Here is a 22,659-nt window from a genome sequence, read left to right as displayed (position 1 = left end):
CCTTTTCAAACGCGCATCCCGCCGCTATGGTGCGCGCCATGCCGAACCAGACCGAAATTTCCACCGCCATGGCCCCTGCCGAAACCCCCGGCGCCTTCCGCATCCACGCCACCGACGGCGCGGCCCGCACCGGCGTGCTGCACACCGCCCACGGCCCGGTGCGCACGCCCATCTTCATGCCCGTGGGCACCGTGGGCAGCGTGAAGGCCGTGGCCCCCGACGACCTGGACGCCATCGGGGCCGAGATCATCCTCGGCAACACCTACCACCTGTACCTGCGCCCCGGCGACGAACTGGTGGCCCGGCGCGGCGGCCTGCACGGCTTCAATGCCTGGAAGAAGCCCATCCTGACGGACAGCGGCGGCTTTCAGGTGTTCAGCCTGTCGGCCCTGCGCAAGATCACCGAGGAGGGGGTGGAGTTCCGCTCGCACCTCGACGGGTCGAAGCACCTGTTCACCCCCGAGAAGGTAGTGTCCATCCAGCGCAACCTGAATTCCGACATCATGATGGTGCTGGACGAGTGCGTGCCCTACGGCGCGGACAGGCCGTACACCGAGAAGTCGCTGGCCCTCACCACCCGCTGGGCGCAACGCTGCCGCGACGCCTACCCCAAGGGCGCGGCGGGCAACCTGCTGTTCGGCATCACCCAGGGCGGGTTCTTCAAGGACCTGCGCGAGCGCTCCATCGGCGAACTGACCGGAATCGACTTCGACGGCTTCGCGCTGGGCGGGCTTTCGGTGGGCGAATCCAAGCCGGAGATGATGGACATTCTCTACCATTGCGCGCCCATGCTGCCCGCGGACAAGCCGCGCTACCTGATGGGCGTGGGCACACCGCTGGACATCGTCAACGGCATTGCCGCCGGGGTGGACATGTTCGACTGCGTGCTGCCCACCCGCAACGCGCGCAACGGCACGCTGTACACCTCGCTGGGCAAGATCAACATCAAGCGCAGGGAATTCGCGGAGGACGACGGCCCGCTGGACCCGGCGTGCAACTGCTACGCCTGCCGCACCTTCTCGCGCGCCTACCTGCGCCACCTGTACGTGGCCAAGGAACTGCTGGCCTTCCGCCTGAACTCGGTGCACAACCTGACCTATTTCCTGGACGTGGTGCGCGGCGCGCGCGCGGCCATCGCCGAGGGGCGCTTTGCCGCGTACAAGGCGGGATTCGAGGCGATCTACCCCGAGGAAGTGGTGGCGTAACTTCCGGCAGGAAGACGTGGCGGCATCGCCGCCGCGCAGGCCCACCCGCATCCCGGAACGACATCCCGGAACCATACGGGGCCGTCACGACATGGTGGCGGCCCCTTTCTGTTGGTACATGCGGCTGGCGGTTTCGCGCGGCTAGGCAGTTCCCGTCCCGTCCCCGGACGCGCCGTCCCTGCCCGTCCCATCCCTGTCAGTACCGTCCGGGCAGGTGGGCGTGGCCTGCGGGGCGCACACCCGGTTGCGGCCGCCCTCCTTGGCGCGCATCAGCATCTGGTCGGCGCGGCGAATCAGGTCGTCCAGCGTATCGTTGGCGCCCCGGTATTCCGCCGCGCCCACGCTGACGGTGCAGCCCACCCAGGCATCGCGCACGGCCACCGGGGCGTCCTCCACGGCGGCGCGGATGCGTTCCGCCGTGCGCAGGGCGCGGTCCAGCGCCGTTTCCGGCAGCAGCACGCCGAATTCCTCGCCTCCCAGGCGGCCGATAAGGTCGTTCTCGCGCAGGGACAGCCCCATCACGTCGGTGATGTGGCGCAGCACCATGTCGCCCGCCTCGTGCCCCCAGGTGTCGTTGACGGCCTTGAAGTGGTCGGCGTCCAGCAGCAGCACCGAGAGCGGGCGGCCGTAGCGCTGCGAGCGCGTGGCCTCGTCCTCCAGCCGGGCCATGAAGTGGCGGCGGTTGGACACGCCGGTCAGTTCGTCGGTGGTGGCCAGCTGTTCCAGGCGCATGGTGTCTTCCACCTGGCCGGTCACGTCCAGGAAGAAGCCTTCCACCTCGGGAGTCCCGGTCGTGCCGGTGCGCCGGGCGTACAGCGATATCCAGATGGCCTCGCCCCCCCGCCGGTACCAGCGCAACCGCTGGCCGGTCACCACCTCTCCGGCGGCCAGGTCGTCCAGCATGGCCTGGCGGTCCATGGGCTCGACGTGCAGGGGGATGACGGAATCGTCCAGCAGGGCGCGGGCGTGGGCCACGTCGCGGAAGCCCAGCAGCGCGGCCCCGTGCTGGTTCAGCACCAGGATGGCGCCGTCCCAGGTGGTGCGGAAGATGCCGATGGGCGCGTTTTCCACCAGTTCGCGGTGCTGGCGCTCCGCGTCGCGCAGGGCGGCCTCCGCGTCGCGGCGGGCCATGACCAGTTCGTTCAGGTGGCGGTTCAGCGCGCCGAATTCATCGCGGCCGGAAAACAGGTTGCGCACGGTGAAGTCGCCGTGCGCCACGCTGCGCATGTACTCGGCAAGCTGGCCCACCCGGCCGGACGCCCCCACGGTGGCCGTGGCGAACAGCACGGCGAACAGGGTGAGCATGCCGCCGATGGCGAGGACGGTGCCGTGGCGGATGGGGTCCACGGCGCGCAGCAGTTCCTCCTGCGGCACCAGCAGCACCAGCCGCCAGCCGGGGCCGGGCACGGCGCGCACGGCGGCCAGCACCCGCTCGCCGTCCACGTCCAGGTAGGTGGCGCCGTTGCCCGCGTTGTCGCCGATGGTGCCGCCCATGGCGTGACCGTTTCCGGGGGGCGCGTGGGCGGTGTAGGTGCCGCGCGCCAGGTTGCGCAGGGGGGTGGCGTCCACTCGGTCGGCCAGCGCGGCCCCCAGCCCGGTGGCGGTGACCGGTTGGCCGTCGGCGGTGAGCACCAGCAGGCCGCTGCCCGAGGGCAGGGCCACGCCGGAAAGGATGTTCCGCAGCCCGTCGGCGGTAATGTCCAGGCCAAGCACGCCCAGGGGCTTGCCGCCTACCGGGGCGTCCACGGTGGCCACGGTGCTGACCACGGTCTTGCCGGTGATGAATTCGGTGTACGGGGCGGACCAGCCCACCACGCCGGGGTGTTCCATGGCCCTGCGGAACCATGGGCGCGTGCGTGCGTCGAAGTCGGGCGGCAGTTCGCGCAGGGGCTGGATGGCATGGACGCGTCCCGACAGGTCCGCGAAATAGACGAAGAACGCCTCGGATCGCAGCCGCAGGAAGCTGGACCAGCTGGCCAGCAGCCCTTCCCGGTCGTAGGGGCGCCCGGCAAGGCAGGCCACCACGCGCGGGTCCTGGCGCAAGCCGGCCACGGCGCGGGCGTATTCCCCGGCGTACTGGCTGACGATGACGTTGGCCAGGGTGTCGGCCTGGAGGGCCATGGCCGATTCGGCCCCGTGCAGCATGATGTTCTTGGCGCGCACGTAGGCGAACGTCCCCAGCGCGACCAGCGTCAGGGACGAGAGGATGGCGAGGAGGAGCAACAGGCGTTGCCGCAGGGGGAAGACCCGCATGGCGGTCCTCGCGCCCGGAGGGAGGGCGGGCGCACGGTCAGAGCATGGCCGAAGGTTGCGGAAACTTACAGGATGGAGCGCCGTGCCGCAAGCGCCGCACGAACGGCGGCGGACAAGGGTATCCGGGGGGCATCCGGGGATATCCGGGGGCATCCGGGGATATCCGGGGGCATCGGGGGCGTCCGGGGCATCGGGGGCATCGGAGGCACACGTGGCCGGGGGCGGAAAGTGGCGGACACCGGATGCCCGGCCCGGCGGTGGCGCCGTTCCGGCCGCCCCTGTCTCCACGATTCCGCCTTGCCCCCTTGACGAGGCCCGTCGCGGGCCTTTTCTTTTTGTACAGCCACGTTGCCCGCATGGCGCGAGTCTGATAGGGCATGCATAAGGTCGGGTACATGCAGTGGCCTGCTGCCGCGGGCCATGGAAAACCCGGCCGGTGTGCGCCTTCGGGAGGGGAGCGGGGCGCCCGCGCGGCGGGCGGCCCGGTGCCGGGGCCGTGCACCGTCACGGCCGTTCACCGCCCGCGACACCCCAATGGGGCAAGGGGTATGCCATGTCCGACCTCTCCGGAAAGTCCGACACGCCCGGCGTCTCCGCCCGTTCGGCCGCCTCCGGTCCCGGAACCGACGCCGGTTCCGGTCAGTTCCGGGCCAACCGCCTGTCCGAATCCAAGAGCCCGTACCTGCTCCAGCACGCGGACAACCCCGTGCACTGGCACCCGTGGGGCGACGAGGCCCTGCAACGCGCCCGCGCCGAGGACCGGCCGCTGTTCGTCAGCATCGGGTACTCCACCTGCCACTGGTGTCACGTCATGGCGCACGAGTCGTTCGAGGACGACGAGGTGGCCCGCCTGCTCAACGACGCCTTCGTGTGCGTCAAGGTGGACCGCGAGGAGCGCCCCGACATCGACGCCGCCTACATGGCCGCCTGCCAGATGCTGACCGGCACCGGCGGCTGGCCGCTGACCATCATCGCCCTGCCCGACGGGCGGCCCTTCTTCGCCGCCACCTACCTGCCCAAGCATTCGCGGCCCGGCCGCATCGGGCTGATGGACCTGGTGCCGCGCGTGCTGTCCGTGTGGCGCGACAAGCGCGGCGAAGTGCTGGATTCCGCCGACAGCATCGTGGAGCACGTGCGCCGCCATGCGGAGGCCATGCTGCGCCCGCCCGCCGACGGCCGCCTGCCCGGCGCGGGCACCCTGCACGCCGCCTGCGAGGCCATGGCCTCGGAATTCGACGAGGCCAACGGCGGCTTCGGCGCGGCGCCCAAGTTTCCTTCGCCGCACAACCTGCTGTTCCTGCTGCGCTGGGCGCGCCGCAACGGCTACGCCGCCGGGCAGACGGGGCTGTCCCAGGCCGTCCCCTCTCAGGCGGCGGCCGAGCCCGCGGGGGCCAAGGCCCTGCGCATGGCCGCGCAGACCCTGCGGGCCATCCGGCGCGGCGGCATCCACGACCACGTGGGCTACGGTTTTCACCGCTACTCCACCGACGCCCGCTGGCTGCTGCCCCACTTCGAGAAGATGCTCTACGACCAGGCCATGCTGATGCTGGCCTACGCCGAGGCGTGGCTGGCCACCGGCGACGGCGAGTTCCGCCGCACGGCGGAAGAGACCGCCGCCTACGTCCTGCGCGACCTGACCTCGCCCGAGGGGGCCTTCTACAGCGCCGAGGACGCCGACAGCGAATTGGACGGCGCGCGTGGCGAAGGGCTGTTCTACACCTTCACCCTGGCGGACATCGAGGAAGCCTGCGCCCCGCTCGATGTGGGGAATGTCGTGGGGAATGTCGTGGGGGACGATCCCGCCTCCGACGCGGACCCGGCCCACATTTCCGACGCGGACCTGGCGGCCCGGGCCTTCGGCTGCACGGCCTACGGCAACTACGAGGACGAGGCCACCCGCAGCCGCACCGGCCGCAACATCCTGCACCTGCCCCGCACCCCCGGCGACCTCGCGCGCGACCTGGGCCTGCCCCAGCGCGAGGTGGAAGAACGCCTGGAGGCGGCCCGCGCCGCGCTGTTCGACCTGCGCGCGCGGCGGCCGCGCCCCCACCTGGACGACAAGGTGCTGGCCGACTGGAACGGCCTGGCCATCGCCGCCATGTCGCGCTGCGCCCAGGCCTTCGACGCGCCGCACCTGGCGGAGGCCGCCGCCACCGCCGCGGACTTCGTGCTGTCGCGCATGTCCACCCCGGAAGGGCGTCTGCTGCACCGCTGGCGCGACGGCGAGGCCGCCGTGCCCGGCCTGCTGGACGACTACGCCTTCATGGTCTGGGGGCTCGTCGAACTGTACGGCGCCACCGGCGAGGTGCGCTGGCTGCGCCGCGCCCTGCGCCTGCAGGAGGTGCAGGACACCTTCTTCCACGATCCCGAGGGCGGCGGCTACTGGATGACCCCGGCCGACGGCGACGCCCTGCTGGTGCGCCGCAAGGAAGGGCACGACGGCGCGCTGCCCTCGGGCAACGCCGCCTCGCTGTTCAACCTGCTGCGCCTGGCGCTGCTGCTGGGGCGGCCGGAATACGGCGAACGGGCGCGGGGCGTGCTGCGCGCCTTCGCCACGCAGGTGCGCCACCATCCCATCGGGTCCACCATGTTCCTGTGCGGGGTGGACTTCGCGCTCAGTGGCGGGCGGTCGGTGATCGTGGCGGGCGAGCCGGACCAGCCGGACACCGAGGCCATGCTGGCCGCCGTGCGCGGCACCTACGCCCCCACCACGGTGCTGCACCTGCGGACGAGCGACAACGCGCGCGACCTGGCCGCGCTGGTGCCGTTCACCGCGCATCTCGCCCCGGTGGAGGACCGCGCCACGGCCTGGCTGTGCGAGAACTACGCCTGCTCGGCCCCCATCACCGATCCGGGGGAACTGAAGGAACGGCTGCTGGCCGTGCGGCCGCTGGCGCAGGGGTAGCGCGGGCAGGCATGCAGGTTTGCGCCATGCCCGCGCGGAACGGGCGGCGATTGTTTGTATAAACGGTATGTTTTGCGGGGAATGCCAGTGTGTTACGAGAGTGCTTGCGTTTCCCCCGGCAACCGGATACACCCCCATTCACGCTTGGTTTCGGATGACGACAGCAGGAGAGACCTCAGCCGGCGGCAAACGGCATGGGGCGCCGACGAAGTGAATCTTTCAGGCGAAAGGACTGCTGCCCGACGAGCCTCTGGAGAGCCTCCATCAGTGGAGCACCGAAGGAGCAAACCGCCCATGTCCTCGCAGGGAACCGGGGTGGCGAAACTCTCAGGTAAAAGGACAGAGTGCCACGCGTGACTCCGGTCGGCATGCGACCGCCAGCGCCCGGCGCGCAGGCGGCTCCCGCCCGCGACCCGGCCCGCCAGGCCGATCCCTTGCGATCGGGCCCGGCGCCGGGGGCCGCCGGACACCCACCGTGCCCCCAAGGCAACCCCCGCCCCGCGCGGGCTGCCGTCCTCCGCTTCCACACCGGCTTTCCCGGCAGGCGAATCCGCCATGCTTTCCGACGCCCTGGTGCCCGTACACCCGTGTCGGGAACGTCGCGCATTCGCTTCGCCGCATGGGTTCGTCACGAATGCGTGCCGGAATCCTGCGTGGCGGAACGTGCGCGCGGCGGCCCTGCTGCCGCCGCGCGGCACGTCCGTTAAGTCGCCGCCGCGCGGCACGTCCGTCAGGTCGCCGTCGCGCGGCATGTCCGCAACGCGAAGTTGGCAACGCCCTGTCTCCTGGGCGAGTCATGTGGTCGCAGGCCGGAGGGGCGGTCCCTTCGGCCTGTCGCCGTGTTAGGGGAGTGAAAGGCGCGCCGGCGCGTCACTGCGCCGGGGGCAGGTGGTGCAGCACGAACTGGGGCAGGGGCGTCCACACCGGGGTGCGGGCCCCGGTGGTGGCCAGCGCCTCGGCCGCCCAGGTGTTGCACGTGCGCACCGGGCTGAAGCGGCCGGTGGCTTCAAAGAACAGGCTGCCCGGCCCGTAGCCCGCCCCGTAGCCCACACAGTTGCCTTGCTGCGTGTCGGCGATGGGCACGGGCCGCCCCGCCGCGTCGCGGGACAGGCTGGCGGCCACGAAGGCCACGAGGTTCCGGTAACCCTGCCGCGAAAGGTGCAGGGTCCGGGTGTCCGCGTCGGGCAGGGGCGGTCCCGGCATCACGTCCACGTGCAGGGCGGCTGGCGCCCAGGCCAGCGCTCGCAGGGCCACGCCGGGACGCACCTGGTCCCAGGCGGGCGTGGTCAGGTAGAATTCCCGCGCGCCCCAGCCGACGGCCAGATGGGCATGGGGGGACAGGGCGGGCGCGCCGTCCGTGTCGCCGTCCAGTCCCAGCGCTTCCGCCAGCCCCGGTTCCCCCTGTACCCGCGCGGGCAGCACGATGTCCGCATGCACTCCGTTGCTGATCACATGGATGGTCACGAGGGGCGCTTCCTGCGCGGTGTCTTCCGCCGCGTTCCCCCCGGCTCCACCGAGCCTGTCCGGTCCATCCGGCGCGTCCGATGCATCCGGTGCATTCGGGCCGTCCCGTTCCGCCTCGACCACGCGGGCAGCGCTGGTGGCCAGGCAGCACGCAGGCAGCGAAAGCCTGTCCGTGGGCCGGGGCACCGCGCCCAGCACGGCCACGGCCAGCACGTATCCCAGCACCAGCAGGGCCAGGCCGCGCGCCGTCCACGCCAGCGCCCTACGCACGGGGTGGCGGGGCGATCCGGACGGCTGGCGACGGTGCGAAGGGCGCGTGAAGGGCATGGTGCTTCCTGGCAACGGTTGGGGATGCTGCCCGCCAACGGGGCAATGATGGCATGGTAGTCCGTAACCCGGTGGATTGCCAAGGCATCAGTGGCGAGGGCGTGATATCGATGATAATCCGTGGCGGTTTTTCGGAAAATCATTTCACACGGGCGTGCTTTTTGGTGTACGCTGGTGGCAGAATTCTCTCCTCCCGTTTGCGTTCCGCATCATGCCGGGGCGCGGCGGGCTTGCGGTCACCCCCTCCACCCTCAAACCGCAGGAGTGGCGCCATGCAGGAAATCAGACTGCACCGTAACGGACGCGAAGACCTCGTCTTCACCGGCGAACACCTGGCCACGGTGGACGACCGTGAATGGATGGGCATAGCCCCCAACTGGTGGGAACTGGCCCTGTACCGTTCCGAAGCGGGGGGATTCGTGCTTTCCTCCGTGTTCTACCTGAACTTTCCCCGGCACCGGGTGCTGCGCGGGGCCGTGGTGTTCCAGAACATCGCCGACGTGCGCGACTACGTGGTCAACGCGTGCAACGGCCCCTCCATGATCGCCGACGGACTGCTGGGCCGGGCGCGCAGGCGCCTCCGCCAGTTGGACGACCCCATTCCGCCGCTGCCGAGGTTCGCGCCGGTGGCCGATTACGAATCGTTCGGAGAACGCGAGATTCCCTATGCGTGACGCAGGATGCACGATGAAAATCCCCCTGCCGTTCGTGGCGAGGGGGATGCCATGAAACGGCGGCTCTGGCCGCCGTTTTTCGTTTGCAGGATGGCCGGGAAGGGTGCGGGAAACCCCGTCGGCCCTAGGCGGGTTGCCGGACGACCTGCCGGGGTATGTACGGATGGAACTTGATGTCGTCGTCCAGCATGTGCCGCATGACCACTTCGCGCGTAATGATGCCGAGCACATCGCCAAGGGGCAGCTCGGACGTTTCGTATCGCGCCATCAGGTCGCGGGCGGCGCCGAGGAGCGCGGCATGCGTCAGGGCGTGCTCCTCGGCGTCGGGGTAGCCTATCCTGCGCTGCAACAGCTCTTCGTCCTTGAAATGGATGGTCAGGTCGGTGACCAGGTCGTGGAGCAGGTCCAGGCATTCGGCGTGCGGTGCGTCGCGCAGGAAGGCGGCCAGCAACTGGTTTCCCAGTTCGAGCAGATGGCGGTGCTGGGCGTCGATATGCCCGTCGCCGCATTCGTAGGTCGGGCTCCACACGAAGCGCACCAGTTCTCCAGGCGGCGCGCTCTCGCGTGCGGGCAGCGGGGGCGCGGCGACCGCCTTGTTCCGGCCTTCCGACTTGGCCTGGTACAGGGCGCGGTCGGCCATGTCGATGAACTGGTGCGGCGTCACGTCCCTCCCGCCCCGCACGGTGGCCACGCCCACGCTGACGGTGACGTGCCCCAGGGGGGAACTGGAGTGGTCGATGCCCAGGTCGGCCACGGCCCGGCGGATGCTTTCGGCCACCTTGAACGCGCCCTGCTCCGGGGTGCCCAGCAGCACGCAGGCGAATTCCTCGCCGCCGTAGCGGGCCACCATGTCCGTGGCGCGGTGCGCCACGGTGTCCAGGGCGCGGGCCACGGCCTGGAGGCAGGCGTCGCCCGTGAGATGCCCGTAGGTGTCGTTGTAGGCCTTGAAGTGGTCCACGTCGACCATGAGCAGCGACAATACGTCCTCGGTCCGCTGGGCGCACCGCAGTTCCGCCTCCAGCACGCAGTCGAGCCGGCTTCTGTTGAAGATTCCGGTCAGGGGGTCGCACATGGCCTTCTGCTGCCACATCAGGCTGCAACTGTCGGCCTCCAGCAACTGGCGGTTGTGCAGGGCCACCCCCAGCGTCACCAGCGTGGTGCTGCACATGAACGCCGAGAGCAGGAAGGTGGCTTCGCCCGTGGTGGGCATCTGGAACGGGCCGAATCCCCGGGTGGCCAGGTAGGCCACCGCCATCATGGAGGGCGCGAGCACCAGCATCAGCCCGTTCAGGCGCACATGGTAGGCCAGCAGCACCAGCAGCGGCAGGATGAAATAGACGAGCCCGCCGAACCCGTCGAACGCCGGAAACAGGCACAGCAGGACGCCGCACAGTCCCCCCGCGATCCAGCGGCATTCCTGGCGGGTGGGGAGTGGTTGCGTGGTCAGGCTTCGGTACAGGGGGTAGACCAGCAGCGGGCCGAGGCTGATTCCCATGACCAGCGTGGCGAACAGGTTCGTGGCTTCGGGCCGGGAAATGTGGCCGCCAAGAAGTTGCTGCGACGTGATGATGCCGGCCCCCACGAGGGCTGCGGGCGCGCAGACGTAGCCCATGGCCCGGAACAGGTCGGGCACGCCGTTGGGCGGCGTGGTGAAGACGCGCCGCATGAGCCATGCGGCCATGCCCCCGGACAGCGCGTCGGCCAGGGCCGAAGACAGGGAGAAGGCGAAGGGCTGGGCAGGCACGGCCAGCAGCGATATGGCCAGCGACAGGAGCATGACGAGGGGCGCGGCCAGCCAGCCGACGCGCAGGCAGGTCACCATGGCGACGCCCGCGCCGAGGCTCAGCGGGGTCTGCTTGCTGGGCACGAAGGGAAAGGCGACGATGTCCAGCCACACGGCGCAGCAATAGACGGCGAGCGCCGCGGAAAGCCATGCTGCCCCGGGCAGGCCGGGGGCGGGGAAGGCTTCATTGGATACACTACGGTTCATAGCGCATGGCTATACGCGATTCCCAGAGTGAGGCAAGGTGGTGCAATGCCCCACCATGACCATGTTCCGTGCCGCGCCCGACGCGGAATGCGGTGGGATGCGCCGGGGAAGGAAGGCGCATTCGCGCCGCACCGCGCGGAAATGGCCTGCAATGATGGCGGGTTGGACGAGCATTCAGGGCTATGGGGGAAAACACCCATGCGGGGCGCTTTCCACCCCCATGCCCCATCAGGGAACGCCGGACTCCCCCAGATGCACCGACGCCACATCGGGAATGGTCCGCACCATCTGCACCAGGCCGTGCCAGTCCAGGTCTTCGTCGGTGGCGATGCGCACCACCAGGCGGCAGCGGTCGGTGGCGGCGTCGCATTCGTAGACCGAAACCTGCACGTCCTCGCAGCCGTAGCCGTGCAGGGCGGCCACCACCGCGTCGAAGGGCGCGGAACCGCCGGGCGCGGACACCGTGAGCATATAGTAGCGCTGCGCATGGGCCGCCACGCGGTGCATCTGCGGCGACAGGTAGACGATGGCCGTGACCACCAGCGCCGTGCACAGGGCGGGCACGTACATGCCCATGCCCACGGAAAGCCCCACCCCGGTCACCACCCACAGCATGGTGGCCGTGGTCAGCCCGCGCACCCGGCTCTTGCCCTTGAGAATGGCCCCGCCGCCGATGAACCCGATGCCCGACACGGCGTACGAGGCCACGCGGGCGGCATCGGCATGGGCGATGGTGGAGATGTACAGCGAAAGCTGGCCCAGCAGGCAGGCGGCCACGGCCACCAGCATGTTGGTGCGGAAACCGGCGGCCTGCCCCTTGCGTTCCCGCTCGTAGCCCACCAGCCCGCCGAAGGCGGCGGAGGCGGCAAGGCGGGCGATGTCGGGCAGCAGGTCGTGAAGTTGGGTGACGAATTCGTTCATGGAGTGTGGTCCTGAGGTGCGCCCCCTACCCGTGCAGTTGCAGGAACACCAGTTGGTCCAGCACGTCCAGCAGTTCCGCGTACAGGCCGCCGCTGGCCATGGGCGGTCCGAACAGGGCGGCGCGCTGTTCCTTCAGGCTGTGGCGCGAGACGGTTTCCGGAAAGGTCTTGGACAGGGTCATGGCCAGCCGTTCGGCCAGCAGGTAACCGGTGACGCCCTTGTGGAACAGGGCCAGCCGGTGAAGGAAATCCTCCTTGCGCTGGTTCCAGTACGCCTCGGCGGCGGGGGTGGGTGGGGTGGACACGGCGGTGCACACCGCCGCGTGCAGGTTGTTCAGGTTGGCGCCGGGGATGCCCGCGCGCCAGCCGATGAGCCACGAATTGCGCCGGAAGAACAGGCAGTGGTTGATGCCGATGGTCACGATGTCGTCGAACAGTGCGCGGGCGCGCAGCAGGCCGTCGTCGTGCCAGCGGGCGGGCAGGGCGTCCAGTTCCCACGCGGGCACCAGGGGCGTGGCGGCGCGCAGGCCGCCGGTCAGCCGTTCCACCAGGTGCGCCAGCCACAGGTTGGCCTGGGGCGATTCCGGCGTTTCCAGGTGGGTGTAGCTGAGGGTGTAGCTGCCCTTGCCGCAGGCCCCGTGCAGGATGCACGGCTGCCCGGCCAGAAAGGTGGGCCGCAGGCGGATGCCGTACAGGTCTTCCCACTCGGCGAAGGTGCCGGGGGGCAGGGTGTCCAGGGGCAGGTCGGCCACCCAGAAGTCGCCGCCCGGCTCGGTGTACCGGGCCAGGATTTCCACGTCGTGGCCGTCCTCCGGCGCGAAGCGGCCGGGCCACCACACCGGCAGGGCCGGTTCCGCCGCGAGTCCGGCGGGGGTCAGGGGGTGCCCGGCGCTGACCGTGGCGTGCACGTGGCCGGACACGAAGTGCTGCATGCGGTCGGTGAACGCCGCGCGCGACCACGGGCACAGCCCGAGGCCGTGTTCGCCGGTCAGGCCCAGCCCCGCGCCGCCGCAGAAGCCCAGGTAGCGGCCGCCCCCGGCCACGTAGCCGCGCACGGCCCGCATGCCCGCGTCGCCCAGGGCGTCGGCCTTGAGGCGCGCGGTGCCGCCCGGCACCAGCAGCAGGGCGGGGGGATTGCGGGAAAGCAGGCCGTCGGCTATCTCTTGCGCCCGCACCAGCCGGTACGGCAGGCCCATGCTCTCGGCCGCGCGCCAGGCCAGCAGCCCCCAGATGTGGGATTCGTCCCAAAGTATGTGAAGGGTTGACATCTCTCTGCCGCTCATTAGGGTGGGGAAGCCGTTTTGCCGGGGGGCATCGCCGGGCTTTGCCGTCATGACGATCCGTCCGCACGGCATGCCCGGCGCGGCGTTTCGCCAGTGTCCGGGTGATGCTGGGGGTGGCCGTCGCGGGCCGCCGCCGCGCGCATCGCCCGCCATCGCTCGCCGGTGCGGCACACTACATCATCTTTTCCGGAGATTACAACATGTCGGACAACGCGCTGCCCAAGGGCTACGAGCCTCGGGACGTCGAATCCCGCTGGCGTGCCCACTGGGAGGGGAACAAGACCTTCACCCCCGACCTGGACGCCCCCGGCGAACCCTTCTCCATCGTCATACCGCCGCCCAACGTCACCGGGGCCCTGCACATGGGTCACGCCCTCAACCTGACCATCCAGGACATCCTGTGCCGCCATGCCCGCCAGAAGGGCAGGAAGGTGCTGTGGGTGCCGGGCACCGACCATGCGGGCATCGCCACCCAGAACGTGGTGGAGCGCGGGCTGGCCAAGGAGGGCAAGGGCCGCCACGACCTGGGCCGCGAGAAGTTCATCGAGCGGGTCTGGGAATGGCGCGAGGAGTACGGCACCCGCATCCTGAACCAGATCCGCGCCATGGGCGCATCCGTGGACTGGACGCGCGAGCGCTTCACCATGGACGAGGGCCTTTCGCGCGCGGTGCGCCAGGTGTTCGTGAAGCTGTACGACGACGGCCTGATCTACAAGGGTGACTACATCATCAACTGGTGCAACCGCTGCCACACCGCCCTGGCCGACGACGAGGTGGACCACCTGCCGCGCAAGGACCATCTGTGGCAGGTGCGCTACCCGCTGGCCGACGGCAGCGGCGAACTGGTCATCGCCACCACCCGGCCGGAGACCATGTTCGGCGACACCGCCGTGTGCGTGCACCCAGAGGACGAGCGCTATACCGCCTTCATCGGCAAGACGGTCAGGCTGCCCCTGACCGACCGCGAGATTCCGGTCATCGCCGACAGCTACGTGGACCGCGAATTCGGCACCGGGGCGCTGAAGGTCACCCCCTCGCACGACCACAACGACTGGGAACTGGGGCACCGCCACAAGCTGGAATTCCTCCAGGTCATCGACGAGGACGGCGTGATGAACGAGCACGCCGGCATCTACGCGGGCCTGGGCAAGGAGGAATGCCGCAGGCGCGTGGTGGCCGATCTTCAGGCGCAGGGCTTTCTGGTGAAGGAAGAGGAGCTGGACCACAGCGTGGGCCACTGCTACCGCTGCAAGTCGGTCATCGAGCCGCATGTTTCCACGCAATGGTTCGTGGCGGCCAGCAAGATGGCCCCGCGCGCCCGCGCCGCCGTGCCCGCCGCCACGCAGATATTCCCCGACAACTGGGAAAAGACCTACTACAACTGGCTGGACAACATCCGCGACTGGTGCATCAGCCGCCAGATATGGTGGGGCCATCGCATTCCCGCCTGGACCTGCGAGGACTGCGGCAAGCTCATCGTGGCCGTGGACGCGCCGGAACGCTGCGCCTGCGGTTCCACCCGTCTCACCCAGGACGAGGACGTGCTGGACACGTGGTTCTCGTCCGCGCTGTGGCCGTTCTCGACCATGGGCTGGCCGGACGACACGCGCGAACTGAAGACCTTCTATCCCACCTCGGTGCTGGTCACCGGCTTCGACATCCTGTTCTTCTGGGTGGCCCGCATGATGATGATGGGGCTGCACTTCATGGACGAGGTGCCGTTCCGTCACGTGTACATCCACGCCCTGGTGCGCGACGCCGAAGGCCGCAAGATGTCCAAGTCCACGGGCAACGTCATCGACCCGCTGGAGATGATCGACAAGTACGGCACCGACTCGCTGCGTTTCACCCTGGCGGCCTTCGCGGCCATGGGGCGCGACATCAAGCTGAGCGAGGAACGCATCGAGGGGTACCGCCACTTCGTCAACAAGCTGTGGAACGCCGCGCGGTTCGCGCTGATGAACCTGCCCGACGACGAAGCGCCCGCCCCGGTGGACCTGGATGCCGTGCAGGGGCTGCACCACCGCTGGATTCTGCACCGGCTGGAAGAGATGAAGGAGTCCACCGACGCGGCCGTCGTCGGCTACCGCTTCAACGATGCGGCGCAGGGGTTGTACCGGTTCATCTGGAACGAGTTCTGCGACTGGTACCTGGAACTCATCAAGCCTGACATGCAGGCCGGGGGCGAACGCAAGGCCGCGGCGCAGCACGTGCTGCTCACCGTGCTGCGCGAAACGCTGACCCTGCTGCACCCCATCATGCCCTTCGTCACCTCCGAGATATGGGCGGCCCTGCCCGGCAACGCGGGCACCGACCTCGCCGTGCAGCCCTTCCCGGCGGCGCGCCCCGGCTGCGTCAGGGCCGAGGACGCCGCGCGCATGGAACTGGTGCAGGGCGTCATCGGCGCGGTGCGCACCATCCGGGCGGAACTGAACATCGCCCCCTCGCTGCGCCTGACCGCCCTGGTGCGCACGGCCAGCGAGCACGACCGGCAGGTGCTGGAGGAAAACCGCGAAATGGTGCTGGTGCTGGCCCGGCTGGAAAAGGCCGAGTTCGGCCCCGCCATCGAGGCGCCGCGCGCCTCGGCCAGCAACGTGGTGTCCGGCAACGAGGTCATCGTGCCGCTGACCGGCGCGGTGGACTTCGAGGCCGAGCTTGCCCGCCTGGACAAGGAACTGGGCAAGATCGAAAAGGACCTGGTGCAGGTCAACAAGAAGCTGGCCAACGAGAGCTTCGTGGACAAGGCCCCCGCCGAGGTGGTGGCCAAGGAGCGCGCCCGCGCCGGTGAACTGGCCGACGCCAAGGCCAAGCTGGAAGCGTTGCAGCAGAGGTTCCGCGAAGCCATCGGCTAGGGGTCGTTTCCAAAAGGTCTTTCGCCCGTTGGGATGCACTGACAACGCCGCGCCGAACAACCGGCGCGGCGTTTTGCGTGTCCTGCAAAGGCGGCGGCGCGCCTTGCCACCCCGGCGTGAATCCGCCATACCGGGCATGCCGCGTTTCGCGCTGGCGCGGTCATTCCCGTCGTTGCAATTCCCGCGCAGTCCCCATGCGCCTCTTCTGTGCCACCCCTGCGAGGAACCCCCATGACCGAACGTGCCCCCCTGCATCTCGTGGCCCCGTGCGGGCTGGACTGTTCGCGCTGCGTCAACTGCAGCGAAGGCCAGGTGGCCGCCCATGCCCGGGCCATCCGCGACATCCTCGGCCCCGATTTCGCCCCCTTCGCGGAGCGGCTTGCGGCCATGAACCCGGCACTGGCCGAGTATCCGGCCTTTGCCCGCGTGCTGGGTGCATTGGCGGAAGGCACGTGTCCCGGCTGCAAGACCGACCGCCGCACCTGCCTGCCCACCTGCAAGGTGGCCGGGTGCGCCGCCGCGCGCGGGCTGGACTTCTGCGCCGACTGCGCGGACTATCCCTGCGCGGACACCGGACTGCCGCCCCGGCTTGAGCAAAAGTGGCGCGCCTGCAACGACCACATCCGCTCGGCGGGGCGCGACGCCTTCCTGCGCGCCCTTGCCGAAACGCCCCGCTACCTGTAGGCTGCGGCGCTCGAGAGTTTGTGTTTTTTTAGCTGGAATAGCGCAAAGATTTCTTTCGCGCCCACGCGCGGCGCGACACATACCGGAGGAAGGATGAAGGTCTATCTCATCGGCGCGGGGCCCGGCGACCCCGGCCTGCTCACGCTCAAGGGCAAGCGCATCCTCGAATCGGCGGACGTCATCGTCTACGACTACCTCGCCAACGACGCGTTCCTGTCCTATGCCAAGCCCGGCGCGGAAATCATCTACGTGGGCAAGAAGGGCGGCGATCATACCCTGTCGCAGGACGGCATCAACCGCCTGATCGTGGACAAGGCCAGGGAAGGCAAGACCGTGGCCCGCCTGAAAGGCGGCGACCCCTACATGTTCGGGCGCGGCGGCGAAGAGGCCGAGGAACTTCTGGACGCCGGGGTCCCCTTCGAGGAAGTACCCGGCGTCACCAGCGCCGTGGCCGGTCCCGCCTACGCGGGCATTCCGCTGACGCACCGTTCCTACTCCTCGTCCGTGTCGTTCATCACCGGGCACGAAGACCCCACCAAGCCCGGCTCGGTGCACAACTGGAAGGCCCTGGCCGACAGCGCCAGCACCCTGGTCTTCTTCATGGGCATGAAGAACCTGCCCGAAATCTCGCGCAAGCTCATCGAGGCGGGCATGCCCCCGGAAACCCCGGCGGCCCTGGTGCACTGGGGCACCACCGCCCGCCACCGCAGCCTGGTGGCTACCATCGCCACCCTGCCGGAAGAAGGGCCGAAGCACGGCTTCACCAACCCCTCGCTCATCGTGGTGGGCGGTGTGGTCAACCTGCACGACCGCCTGAACTGGTTCGAGCAGAAGCCCCTGCTGGGCAAGGGCGTGGTGGTCACCCGCGCCCGCGAGCAGGCCAGCGGCCTGGCCGAAGCCCTGCGCGAACTGGGCGCCGACGTGGTGCAGTTCCCCACCATCGAAATCATTCCCCTTGCCGACTACGCCCCGGTGGACGCGGCCATCCGCGAACTGCCCGGCTATGACTGGGTGGTGTTCACCTCGGTCAACGGCGTGAAGCACTTCTGGAACCGCCTTGCCGCGTGCGGGCAGGATTCGCGCGCACTGGCCGGGCGCAAGGTGGCCGCCATCGGCCCCGCCACGGCCGACGTGCTGCGGACAAAGGGCATCGAGCCGGACTTCATCCCCGAAAAGTACGTGGCCGAAGGCGTGGTGGAAGGCATGCTGGCGCGCGGCATGGGCGGCAAGCGCGTGCTGCTGCCCCGCGCCCGCGAGGCGCGCGAGGTGTTGCCCGACGAACTGCGCAAGGCCGGCGCCGTGGTGGACGTGCTGCCGGTGTACGAAACCGTGCCCAGCACCGCCCGCAAGGACGACGTGCTGGCCCGCATGCAGGAAGGGCGCATCCACTGCGTGACCTTCGGCTCCTCGTCCACGGTGGACAACTTCTTTGCGCTGGTGCCCGTGGACACGGTGAAAGCCCACCCCGAGGTGAAGCTGGCCTGCATCGGCCCTGTCACCCGCACAACGCTGGAAGGCTACGGCTTGGCCTGCCACATCCAGCCGGAGGACTTCACCATTCCCGCGCTGGTGGATGAGTTGGTCAGGCGTCTGCCCGAGCTCTAGCCGGGTCTTTCCGGATGTCGTCCGGTGCCGGATTTTACCAGATTGTGTCCGGTGCCGGACCGTGCGCCAGTGCGACGCCATTTGACAGGTGAAACGTCCCGTGTTGTGAGGAACGCGTGACCGGAGCGTTCCGGTCCGCAATCCCGCCCGGCCCCGCGCCGGGCGCGGCATCCTTACGGACACACAAGGGAGAGACACCGCATGGGCATCGTACGTGCCGTCTGTATCAGCGAGCGGAAAGGCGAACGCAAGCGGGTGGTGGACGCCATCACCCTGCGCGAGGACTACGGCGTGGAAGAGGACGCCCACGGCGGCAGCGGCAGGCAGGTCAGCCTGCTGGCCGTGGAGAGCGTGGACGTGATGCGCCCGCGCATGCCGGAACTGGCGGCGGGCGACTTCGCGGAGAACATTCTGGTGGAAGGGCTGCCCCTGACCCGCTGCACGGTGGGCGACCGGCTCGCCGCCGGGCCGGACATCCTTCTGGAAATCACCCAGATCGGCAAGACCTGTCATTCCAAGTGCAACATCCACAAGACCGTGGGCTTCTGCATCATGCCCACCGAAGGGGTGTTCGCCAGGGTGCTGCGCGGCGGCGTGCTGCGGGCCGGGGATGCCATCGACGTGACGGCGGGGTAGCCCCGCGCGGGGCCTGGCCCCGGCCGTCCGGCAATGAATCCGTTTTTCAGGGAGCCACATGACGCTGCAACTGGCCGTGCTCGCCTCCGGCAACGGGTCGAACCTTCAGGCCATTCTCGACCGCATCGCCGGCGGCGCGCTGGATGCCAGGGTGTGCCTTGTGCTGTGCAACAAGCCCGAGGCCCGCGCCCTCGCGCGCGCCCGAGCGGCGGGCGTGGCGCATCTGGCCCTGGCCCCGGCGGACCATCCGGACCGGGAATCCTTCGACGCGGCCATGGTGGCGGCCATCCGCGCCCATGGGGCGGACACCGTGGCCCTGGCCGGGTACATGCGGCTGCTCACGCCGGGGTTTCTGGCGGCGTTTCCGGGCCGGGTGGTGAACATCCACCCGGCGCTGCTGCCCAGCTTTCCGGGGTTGCGCGGCGCGGCCGACGCCCAGGCGTATGGCGTGACCCTGGCCGGGTGCACCGTGCATTTCGTGGACGAGCAGATGGACCATGGCTCGGTCATCGTGCAGGCGGCCGTGCCGGTAAACCCCGGCGAACCGCTGGACGACCTCAAGGCGCGGATCCACGCCATGGAGCACCGCATCTACCCGCAGGCGTTGCAGTGGCTGGCCGAGGGGCGCTTGCGCGTGGAGGGCCGGGCCGTGCGGGTGCTGCCGCGCGGGGACGGCACGACCGTGCCGGGCGTGCCCGATGGCCCGTGGCTGGTGTGGCCGCCGCTGGAGCCGGGTTTCTAGTCGTCCACACTCCGTCTTTTCGCCCTCCGGCAGCGTCAGATTTCGCCTTTTACTCCGGTCACGTACGACCAGAGTATGCTCCCTCCGTAAAAGGCTCATCTTCCTTGCCGGAGAACGAAAATCCTGTCGTGTGAGGGCATTGCCGCGCGGGCATCGTTTTTTTCCAGCCGCCAAAAGCATACGACAAATCATCAACCCGCCTCTTCCCGTCATGCTCTACAATCTCTTCGCCCTGTTCGGCCTGTGCATGGTGGGCCGCATGAGTCCCGGCCCGGACATGATGCTGCTGGTGCGCCACGGCGCGGGCGGTCCCACGCGCGCGGCGTATGCCTGCGTGCTGGGCATCTGCCTGGGGCTCACCGTTCACGTGACCTGGGCGGTGCTGGGCACCGGCCTGTTGCAGGGCAGCCCCCGCGCGTTCCAGGCGGTGCAACTGGCCGGGGCCGGGTATCTGGCGTGGGTGGGGTGGAAGGCCCTGCGCGCGCGGGCCGACGAAGGGGGCGAGGGCACCGCGCCGCCCACCCTGCGCGAGGGGTTCCGCGACGGGCTGTTCTGCAACCTGCTGAACCCCAAGGTGACGCTGTTCATCCTCTCGGTGTTCACGCAATTCGTGGCCCCCGGCACGCCCACGGGCGAACGGGTGGCCTACGGCGCGGTCATCGTGCTGGAAGCGCTGGTGGGCTGGACCATCTTCGTGCGCTTTCTGGACACCGCGCCCATGCGCCGCTTCTACGAGCGCCACGGCCTGCATCTGGTGCGGCTGACCGGCGCGCTGCTGCTGCTCCTGGCGGGGTGGAGCGTGGTGTCCTTCCTGCGCGGGTAGCGGCAGGAGGCGGATGCCGCCCGCTACTAGTCGGCCGGGCACCCGGCCGGCGGGTGCGTGCGGTGGGGGCAGAGCGTGCCCCGCCCGGAAACGTCCCCAACCGTCCCCAAATGTCCCCTGATGCGGGCCGTTACACCGGGCAGCCGGGATACTCGCGCGGCGCTTCGGGGGCGCGGTCGCTGCCGGGCAGCGGCAGGCGCAGGGTGAAGGTGGAGCCCCGGCCCGGCTCGGAGGCCACGTCGAAGGTGCCCGCGTGGTTGCGGGTGACGATGAAGTAGGACACCGACAGGCCGAGCCCCGTGCCCACGCCCACCTCCTTGGTGGTGAAGAACGGCTCGAACACCCGCCGCCGCACCTCTTCCGGCATGCCGGTGCCGTTGTCCCGCACTTCGATGTGCACCCACTTCTCTTCGTTGCGCGTGCGCAGCACGATGCATGGCTCGTCCTGCGGCGCTCTCTCGGGCATGTCGGCCCGCTGGGCATCCGGGCGCGCCGCGATGGCCTGGGCCGCGTTGCGCAACAGGTTCAGCAGCACCTGGGAGATTTCCTGTTCGGAGCAGACCACGGGCGGCAGGTCGGGCGCGTAGTCGCGCACGATGGCGATGTTCCGGAAGTCGTAGCGCTTCTTCAGGTCGTAGTCGCTGGCGGCGATGTCCACCGTGCGGTCCAGCAGGGCGTGCAGGTTCACCGTGGTGCGGCGCGCCCCGCTGCTGCGGCTGAATTCCAGCATGTTGGTGATGATGTTGGCGGCACGGCAGCCCGCCTCGCGGATGCTGTCCAGGAATTCCAGCACCCGGCGCTCCTCCAGATAGGCGCGGATCACCGGCAGCGAACAGCCCAGGCGTTCGGCGGCCTGTTCGTTGGCGGGCAGGCCGTCGGCCAGCCGCCGCCGGATGTTCTGCGCCCCCTGCAGGATGGCCCCCAGGGGGTTGTTGATCTCGTGGGCCATGCCCGCCGCCAGCCCGCCCACGGACAGCATCTTCTCCGACTGCACCAGCACTTCTTCCATGCGCACCCGGTCGGTCACGTCGTCGATGTGCAGCACGCCCCCGTCATCCTCGCCGGTGCTGCCCATGGGGTACAGCGATACGTCCTCGTAGCGGTACTGCCCCCCGTGCAGGGTGACCACGCGTTCGCGGTCCACGGGGATGCGGCGCGCCATGGCGGCCGCCAGCCGCACGGCGGTCTCCTCGTGGCCGGGCAGCAGTTCGGCCAGGGGCATGCCCGCCGGGGTCACGGCGTGGCCGGTGCGGCGCAGCGCGGCGGGGTTCATGCGCACCACCCGGCAATGCCCGTCCAGGGCGATGATGGCCGAGGGCATGGCGTCCATCATCTGCTGCACGTAGGCCCGGGTGCGGCGCAGCGCCCCCTCGCGCTGGCGCACCGTGGCCGCCATGTCGCGGAATTCCCGGTCCACCTCGTTCAGTTCCGCCAGCCGCCCGCCGTCCGGGGGCGGCAGGTCGTAGCTGCCGCCCGACACGAGCCGGATGGACTGGCAGAACTCGGACAGCGGGCGGGCGATGCTCCACTCCAGTTCGGCCAGCAGCGACACGGCGAACACGGTCAGCAGCACCGTGAGCAGCAGCAGGAAGATGGCCATCTCGCTGGCCACCTCGGACAGCACCGCCCCCTGCCGCTTCAGGGTGACGATGGTCCAGTCCGGCCCGGCCACCGCAGCGGTGCAGGCGAACCACGTCTCATCCTCGAACCGCACGCGCTGCACGGTCTGGTCGGCATCGGGCCGGGCGGCGGTCCTGAAGAAGGGCAGGTGGCCGATGTTCTCCTGGCGCTGCACGCGGGTCAGGTCGGGGTGGGCGATGAGGTTGCCGTAGGCGTCGGCCAGCAGCACCGCGCTGTCGCTCCCCGGCAGCAGGTGCAGCACGTGTTCCTGCAATACGTTCAGGCGCAGCGCGCCCACCAGTTGCCCGCCGCCTTCGAGGGATTCGCTGATGTACACCACCACCTCGCCGGTGTCGGGCAGGGGGGCCGGGCTGCCCAGCCGGTAGCCGCGCCCGTCGTGGCGGTGCGCGTCCCTGCCGCGCAGCACGGGAAAATCCACCATCACGGGGCCGTCCGGCAGCGAGAACACCACCCGCTGCGCATGGTCCAGCAGCATGATCCGCGCGAAAGGCTCTAGACCATCAGGCCAAGCCCTGATAGGCTAGAATTATGTTTAAAAACAGCAAATTAAGCCGCTACAAAATCGGAAAAATTGCTGAATGCTTTTGCATCGATATTGATGCCACCAAAACTGCCTTGCTCCTGAAGCTCAACCGGAAGACCGTGAATAGGTACT

Annotated in this window: 15 protein-coding genes, 1 pseudogene and 2 riboswitches; of the genes and pseudogenes, 10 read left to right on the top strand and 6 right to left on the bottom strand. The window is 69.5% G+C overall.

Going from position 1 to position 22,659, the window contains the following annotated elements; translation table 11 throughout:
• The first annotated feature begins 68 nt into the window (after positions 1–68).
• The gene (gene tgt / locus V6B97_RS06830) at positions 69–1,205 is read left to right on the top strand and encodes a tRNA guanosine(34) transglycosylase Tgt (RefSeq protein WP_333505810.1); all 1,137 of its coding nucleotides are present in this window, start codon (positions 69–71) and stop codon (positions 1,203–1,205) included.
• Positions 1,206–1,346: 141 nt separating this feature from the next.
• Here the strand turns inward: tgt and V6B97_RS06825 are convergent, their stop codons facing one another.
• A complete protein-coding gene (locus V6B97_RS06825) occupies positions 1,347–3,458 on the bottom strand; it encodes a sensor domain-containing diguanylate cyclase (RefSeq protein WP_333505747.1) in 2,112 nt (703 codons plus the stop codon).
• 553 nt (positions 3,459–4,011) lie between these two features.
• Here V6B97_RS06825 and V6B97_RS06820 point away from each other — a divergent pair.
• Complete coding sequence (locus V6B97_RS06820; protein ID WP_333505746.1) at positions 4,012–6,363, top strand: thioredoxin domain-containing protein; 2,352 nt, start codon at positions 4,012–4,014, stop codon at positions 6,361–6,363.
• Positions 6,364–6,517: 154 nt separating this feature from the next.
• Positions 6,518–6,608: riboswitch (glycine riboswitch) on the top strand.
• Positions 6,609–6,611: 3 nt separating this feature from the next.
• Positions 6,612–6,708, top strand: a riboswitch (glycine riboswitch).
• A 525-nt stretch (positions 6,709–7,233) separates the two neighbouring features.
• On the opposite strand, the gene V6B97_RS06815 is transcribed toward V6B97_RS06820, so the two are convergent.
• Complete coding sequence (locus V6B97_RS06815; protein WP_333505745.1) at positions 7,234–8,154, bottom strand: TIGR02117 family protein; 921 nt, start codon at positions 8,152–8,154, stop codon at positions 7,234–7,236.
• A 272-nt stretch (positions 8,155–8,426) separates the two neighbouring features.
• On the opposite strand from V6B97_RS06815, the gene V6B97_RS06810 reads away from it, so the two are divergent.
• A complete protein-coding gene (locus V6B97_RS06810; protein WP_333505744.1) occupies positions 8,427–8,828 on the top strand; it encodes a hypothetical protein in 402 nt (133 codons plus the stop codon).
• Between the two features lie 124 nt (positions 8,829–8,952).
• On the opposite strand, the gene V6B97_RS06805 is transcribed toward V6B97_RS06810, so the two are convergent.
• The 3 genes from V6B97_RS06805 to V6B97_RS06795 all read right to left on the bottom strand — a co-directional run bounded on the left by V6B97_RS06805 (position 8,953) and on the right by V6B97_RS06795 (position 13,006).
• The gene (locus tag V6B97_RS06805) at positions 8,953–10,818 is read right to left on the bottom strand and encodes a diguanylate cyclase (protein WP_333505743.1); all 1,866 of its coding nucleotides are present in this window, start codon (positions 10,816–10,818) and stop codon (positions 8,953–8,955) included.
• Between the two features lie 228 nt (positions 10,819–11,046).
• Positions 11,047–11,739, bottom strand: coding sequence for an MgtC/SapB family protein (locus V6B97_RS06800; protein WP_333505742.1), 693 nt, complete (start codon positions 11,737–11,739; stop codon positions 11,047–11,049).
• A gap of 25 nt (positions 11,740–11,764) precedes the next feature.
• Complete coding sequence (locus V6B97_RS06795) at positions 11,765–13,006, bottom strand: BPL-N domain-containing protein (RefSeq protein WP_333505741.1); 1,242 nt, start codon at positions 13,004–13,006, stop codon at positions 11,765–11,767.
• A 215-nt stretch (positions 13,007–13,221) separates the two neighbouring features.
• On the opposite strand from V6B97_RS06795, the gene V6B97_RS06790 reads away from it, so the two are divergent.
• The 6 genes from V6B97_RS06790 to V6B97_RS06765 all read left to right on the top strand — a co-directional run bounded on the left by V6B97_RS06790 (position 13,222) and on the right by V6B97_RS06765 (position 20,363).
• Positions 13,222–15,873, top strand: coding sequence for a valine--tRNA ligase (locus tag V6B97_RS06790; RefSeq protein WP_333505740.1), 2,652 nt, complete (start codon positions 13,222–13,224; stop codon positions 15,871–15,873).
• A gap of 231 nt (positions 15,874–16,104) precedes the next feature.
• Entirely contained in the window at positions 16,105–16,557 is a 453-nt protein-coding gene (locus V6B97_RS06785) for a DUF3795 domain-containing protein (RefSeq protein ID WP_333505739.1), read from the top strand.
• A 93-nt stretch (positions 16,558–16,650) separates the two neighbouring features.
• Positions 16,651–18,162, top strand: a complete 1,512-nt coding sequence (cobA, locus tag V6B97_RS06780; protein WP_333505738.1) for a uroporphyrinogen-III C-methyltransferase — start codon at positions 16,651–16,653, stop codon at positions 18,160–18,162.
• 201 nt (positions 18,163–18,363) lie between these two features.
• On the top strand, positions 18,364–18,798 hold the full coding sequence (locus V6B97_RS06775) for an MOSC domain-containing protein (RefSeq protein WP_333505737.1): 435 nt from the start codon (positions 18,364–18,366) through the stop codon (positions 18,796–18,798).
• A gap of 58 nt (positions 18,799–18,856) precedes the next feature.
• Entirely contained in the window at positions 18,857–19,540 is a 684-nt protein-coding gene (gene purN, locus V6B97_RS06770; protein ID WP_333505736.1) for a phosphoribosylglycinamide formyltransferase, read from the top strand.
• Between the two features lie 211 nt (positions 19,541–19,751).
• The gene (locus V6B97_RS06765; protein WP_333505735.1) at positions 19,752–20,363 is read left to right on the top strand and encodes a LysE family translocator; all 612 of its coding nucleotides are present in this window, start codon (positions 19,752–19,754) and stop codon (positions 20,361–20,363) included.
• Between the two features lie 130 nt (positions 20,364–20,493).
• Here V6B97_RS06765 and V6B97_RS06760 read toward each other — a convergent pair whose 3' ends face one another.
• The gene (locus V6B97_RS06760; protein WP_333505733.1) at positions 20,494–22,479 is read right to left on the bottom strand and encodes a sensor histidine kinase; all 1,986 of its coding nucleotides are present in this window, start codon (positions 22,477–22,479) and stop codon (positions 20,494–20,496) included.
• Between the two features lie 53 nt (positions 22,480–22,532).
• Between V6B97_RS06760 and V6B97_RS06755 the strand changes: the two are divergent.
• A pseudogene (locus V6B97_RS06755) lies at positions 22,533–22,659 on the top strand (IS1595 family transposase); the annotation flags it as partial.

The sequence above is a fragment of the Nitratidesulfovibrio sp. 1201_IL3209 genome (genome assembly GCF_036763125.1).
Taxonomy (GTDB): domain Bacteria; phylum Desulfobacterota; class Desulfovibrionia; order Desulfovibrionales; family Desulfovibrionaceae; genus Cupidesulfovibrio.
This window is presented reverse-complemented; position numbering and strand designations above follow the sequence as displayed.

Coding starts and splice junctions, on each gene's coding strand:
- tgt (WP_333505810.1), top strand. CDS start 69: ATGGCCCCTGCCGAAACCCCCGGCGCCTTCCGCATCCACGCCACCGAC.
- V6B97_RS06825 (WP_333505747.1), bottom strand. CDS start 3,458: ATGCGGGTCTTCCCCCTGCGGCAACGCCTGTTGCTCCTCCTCGCCATC.
- V6B97_RS06820 (WP_333505746.1), top strand. CDS start 4,012: ATGTCCGACCTCTCCGGAAAGTCCGACACGCCCGGCGTCTCCGCCCGT.
- V6B97_RS06815 (WP_333505745.1), bottom strand. CDS start 8,154: ATGCCCTTCACGCGCCCTTCGCACCGTCGCCAGCCGTCCGGATCGCCC.
- V6B97_RS06810 (WP_333505744.1), top strand. CDS start 8,427: ATGCAGGAAATCAGACTGCACCGTAACGGACGCGAAGACCTCGTCTTC.
- V6B97_RS06805 (WP_333505743.1), bottom strand. CDS start 10,818: ATGAACCGTAGTGTATCCAATGAAGCCTTCCCCGCCCCCGGCCTGCCC.
- V6B97_RS06800 (WP_333505742.1), bottom strand. CDS start 11,739: ATGAACGAATTCGTCACCCAACTTCACGACCTGCTGCCCGACATCGCC.
- V6B97_RS06795 (WP_333505741.1), bottom strand. CDS start 13,006: ATGTCAACCCTTCACATACTTTGGGACGAATCCCACATCTGGGGGCTG.
- V6B97_RS06790 (WP_333505740.1), top strand. CDS start 13,222: ATGTCGGACAACGCGCTGCCCAAGGGCTACGAGCCTCGGGACGTCGAA.
- V6B97_RS06785 (WP_333505739.1), top strand. CDS start 16,105: ATGACCGAACGTGCCCCCCTGCATCTCGTGGCCCCGTGCGGGCTGGAC.
- cobA (WP_333505738.1), top strand. CDS start 16,651: ATGAAGGTCTATCTCATCGGCGCGGGGCCCGGCGACCCCGGCCTGCTC.
- V6B97_RS06775 (WP_333505737.1), top strand. CDS start 18,364: ATGGGCATCGTACGTGCCGTCTGTATCAGCGAGCGGAAAGGCGAACGC.
- purN (WP_333505736.1), top strand. CDS start 18,857: ATGACGCTGCAACTGGCCGTGCTCGCCTCCGGCAACGGGTCGAACCTT.
- V6B97_RS06765 (WP_333505735.1), top strand. CDS start 19,752: ATGCTCTACAATCTCTTCGCCCTGTTCGGCCTGTGCATGGTGGGCCGC.
- V6B97_RS06760 (WP_333505733.1), bottom strand. CDS start 22,479: ATGCTGCTGGACCATGCGCAGCGGGTGGTGTTCTCGCTGCCGGACGGC.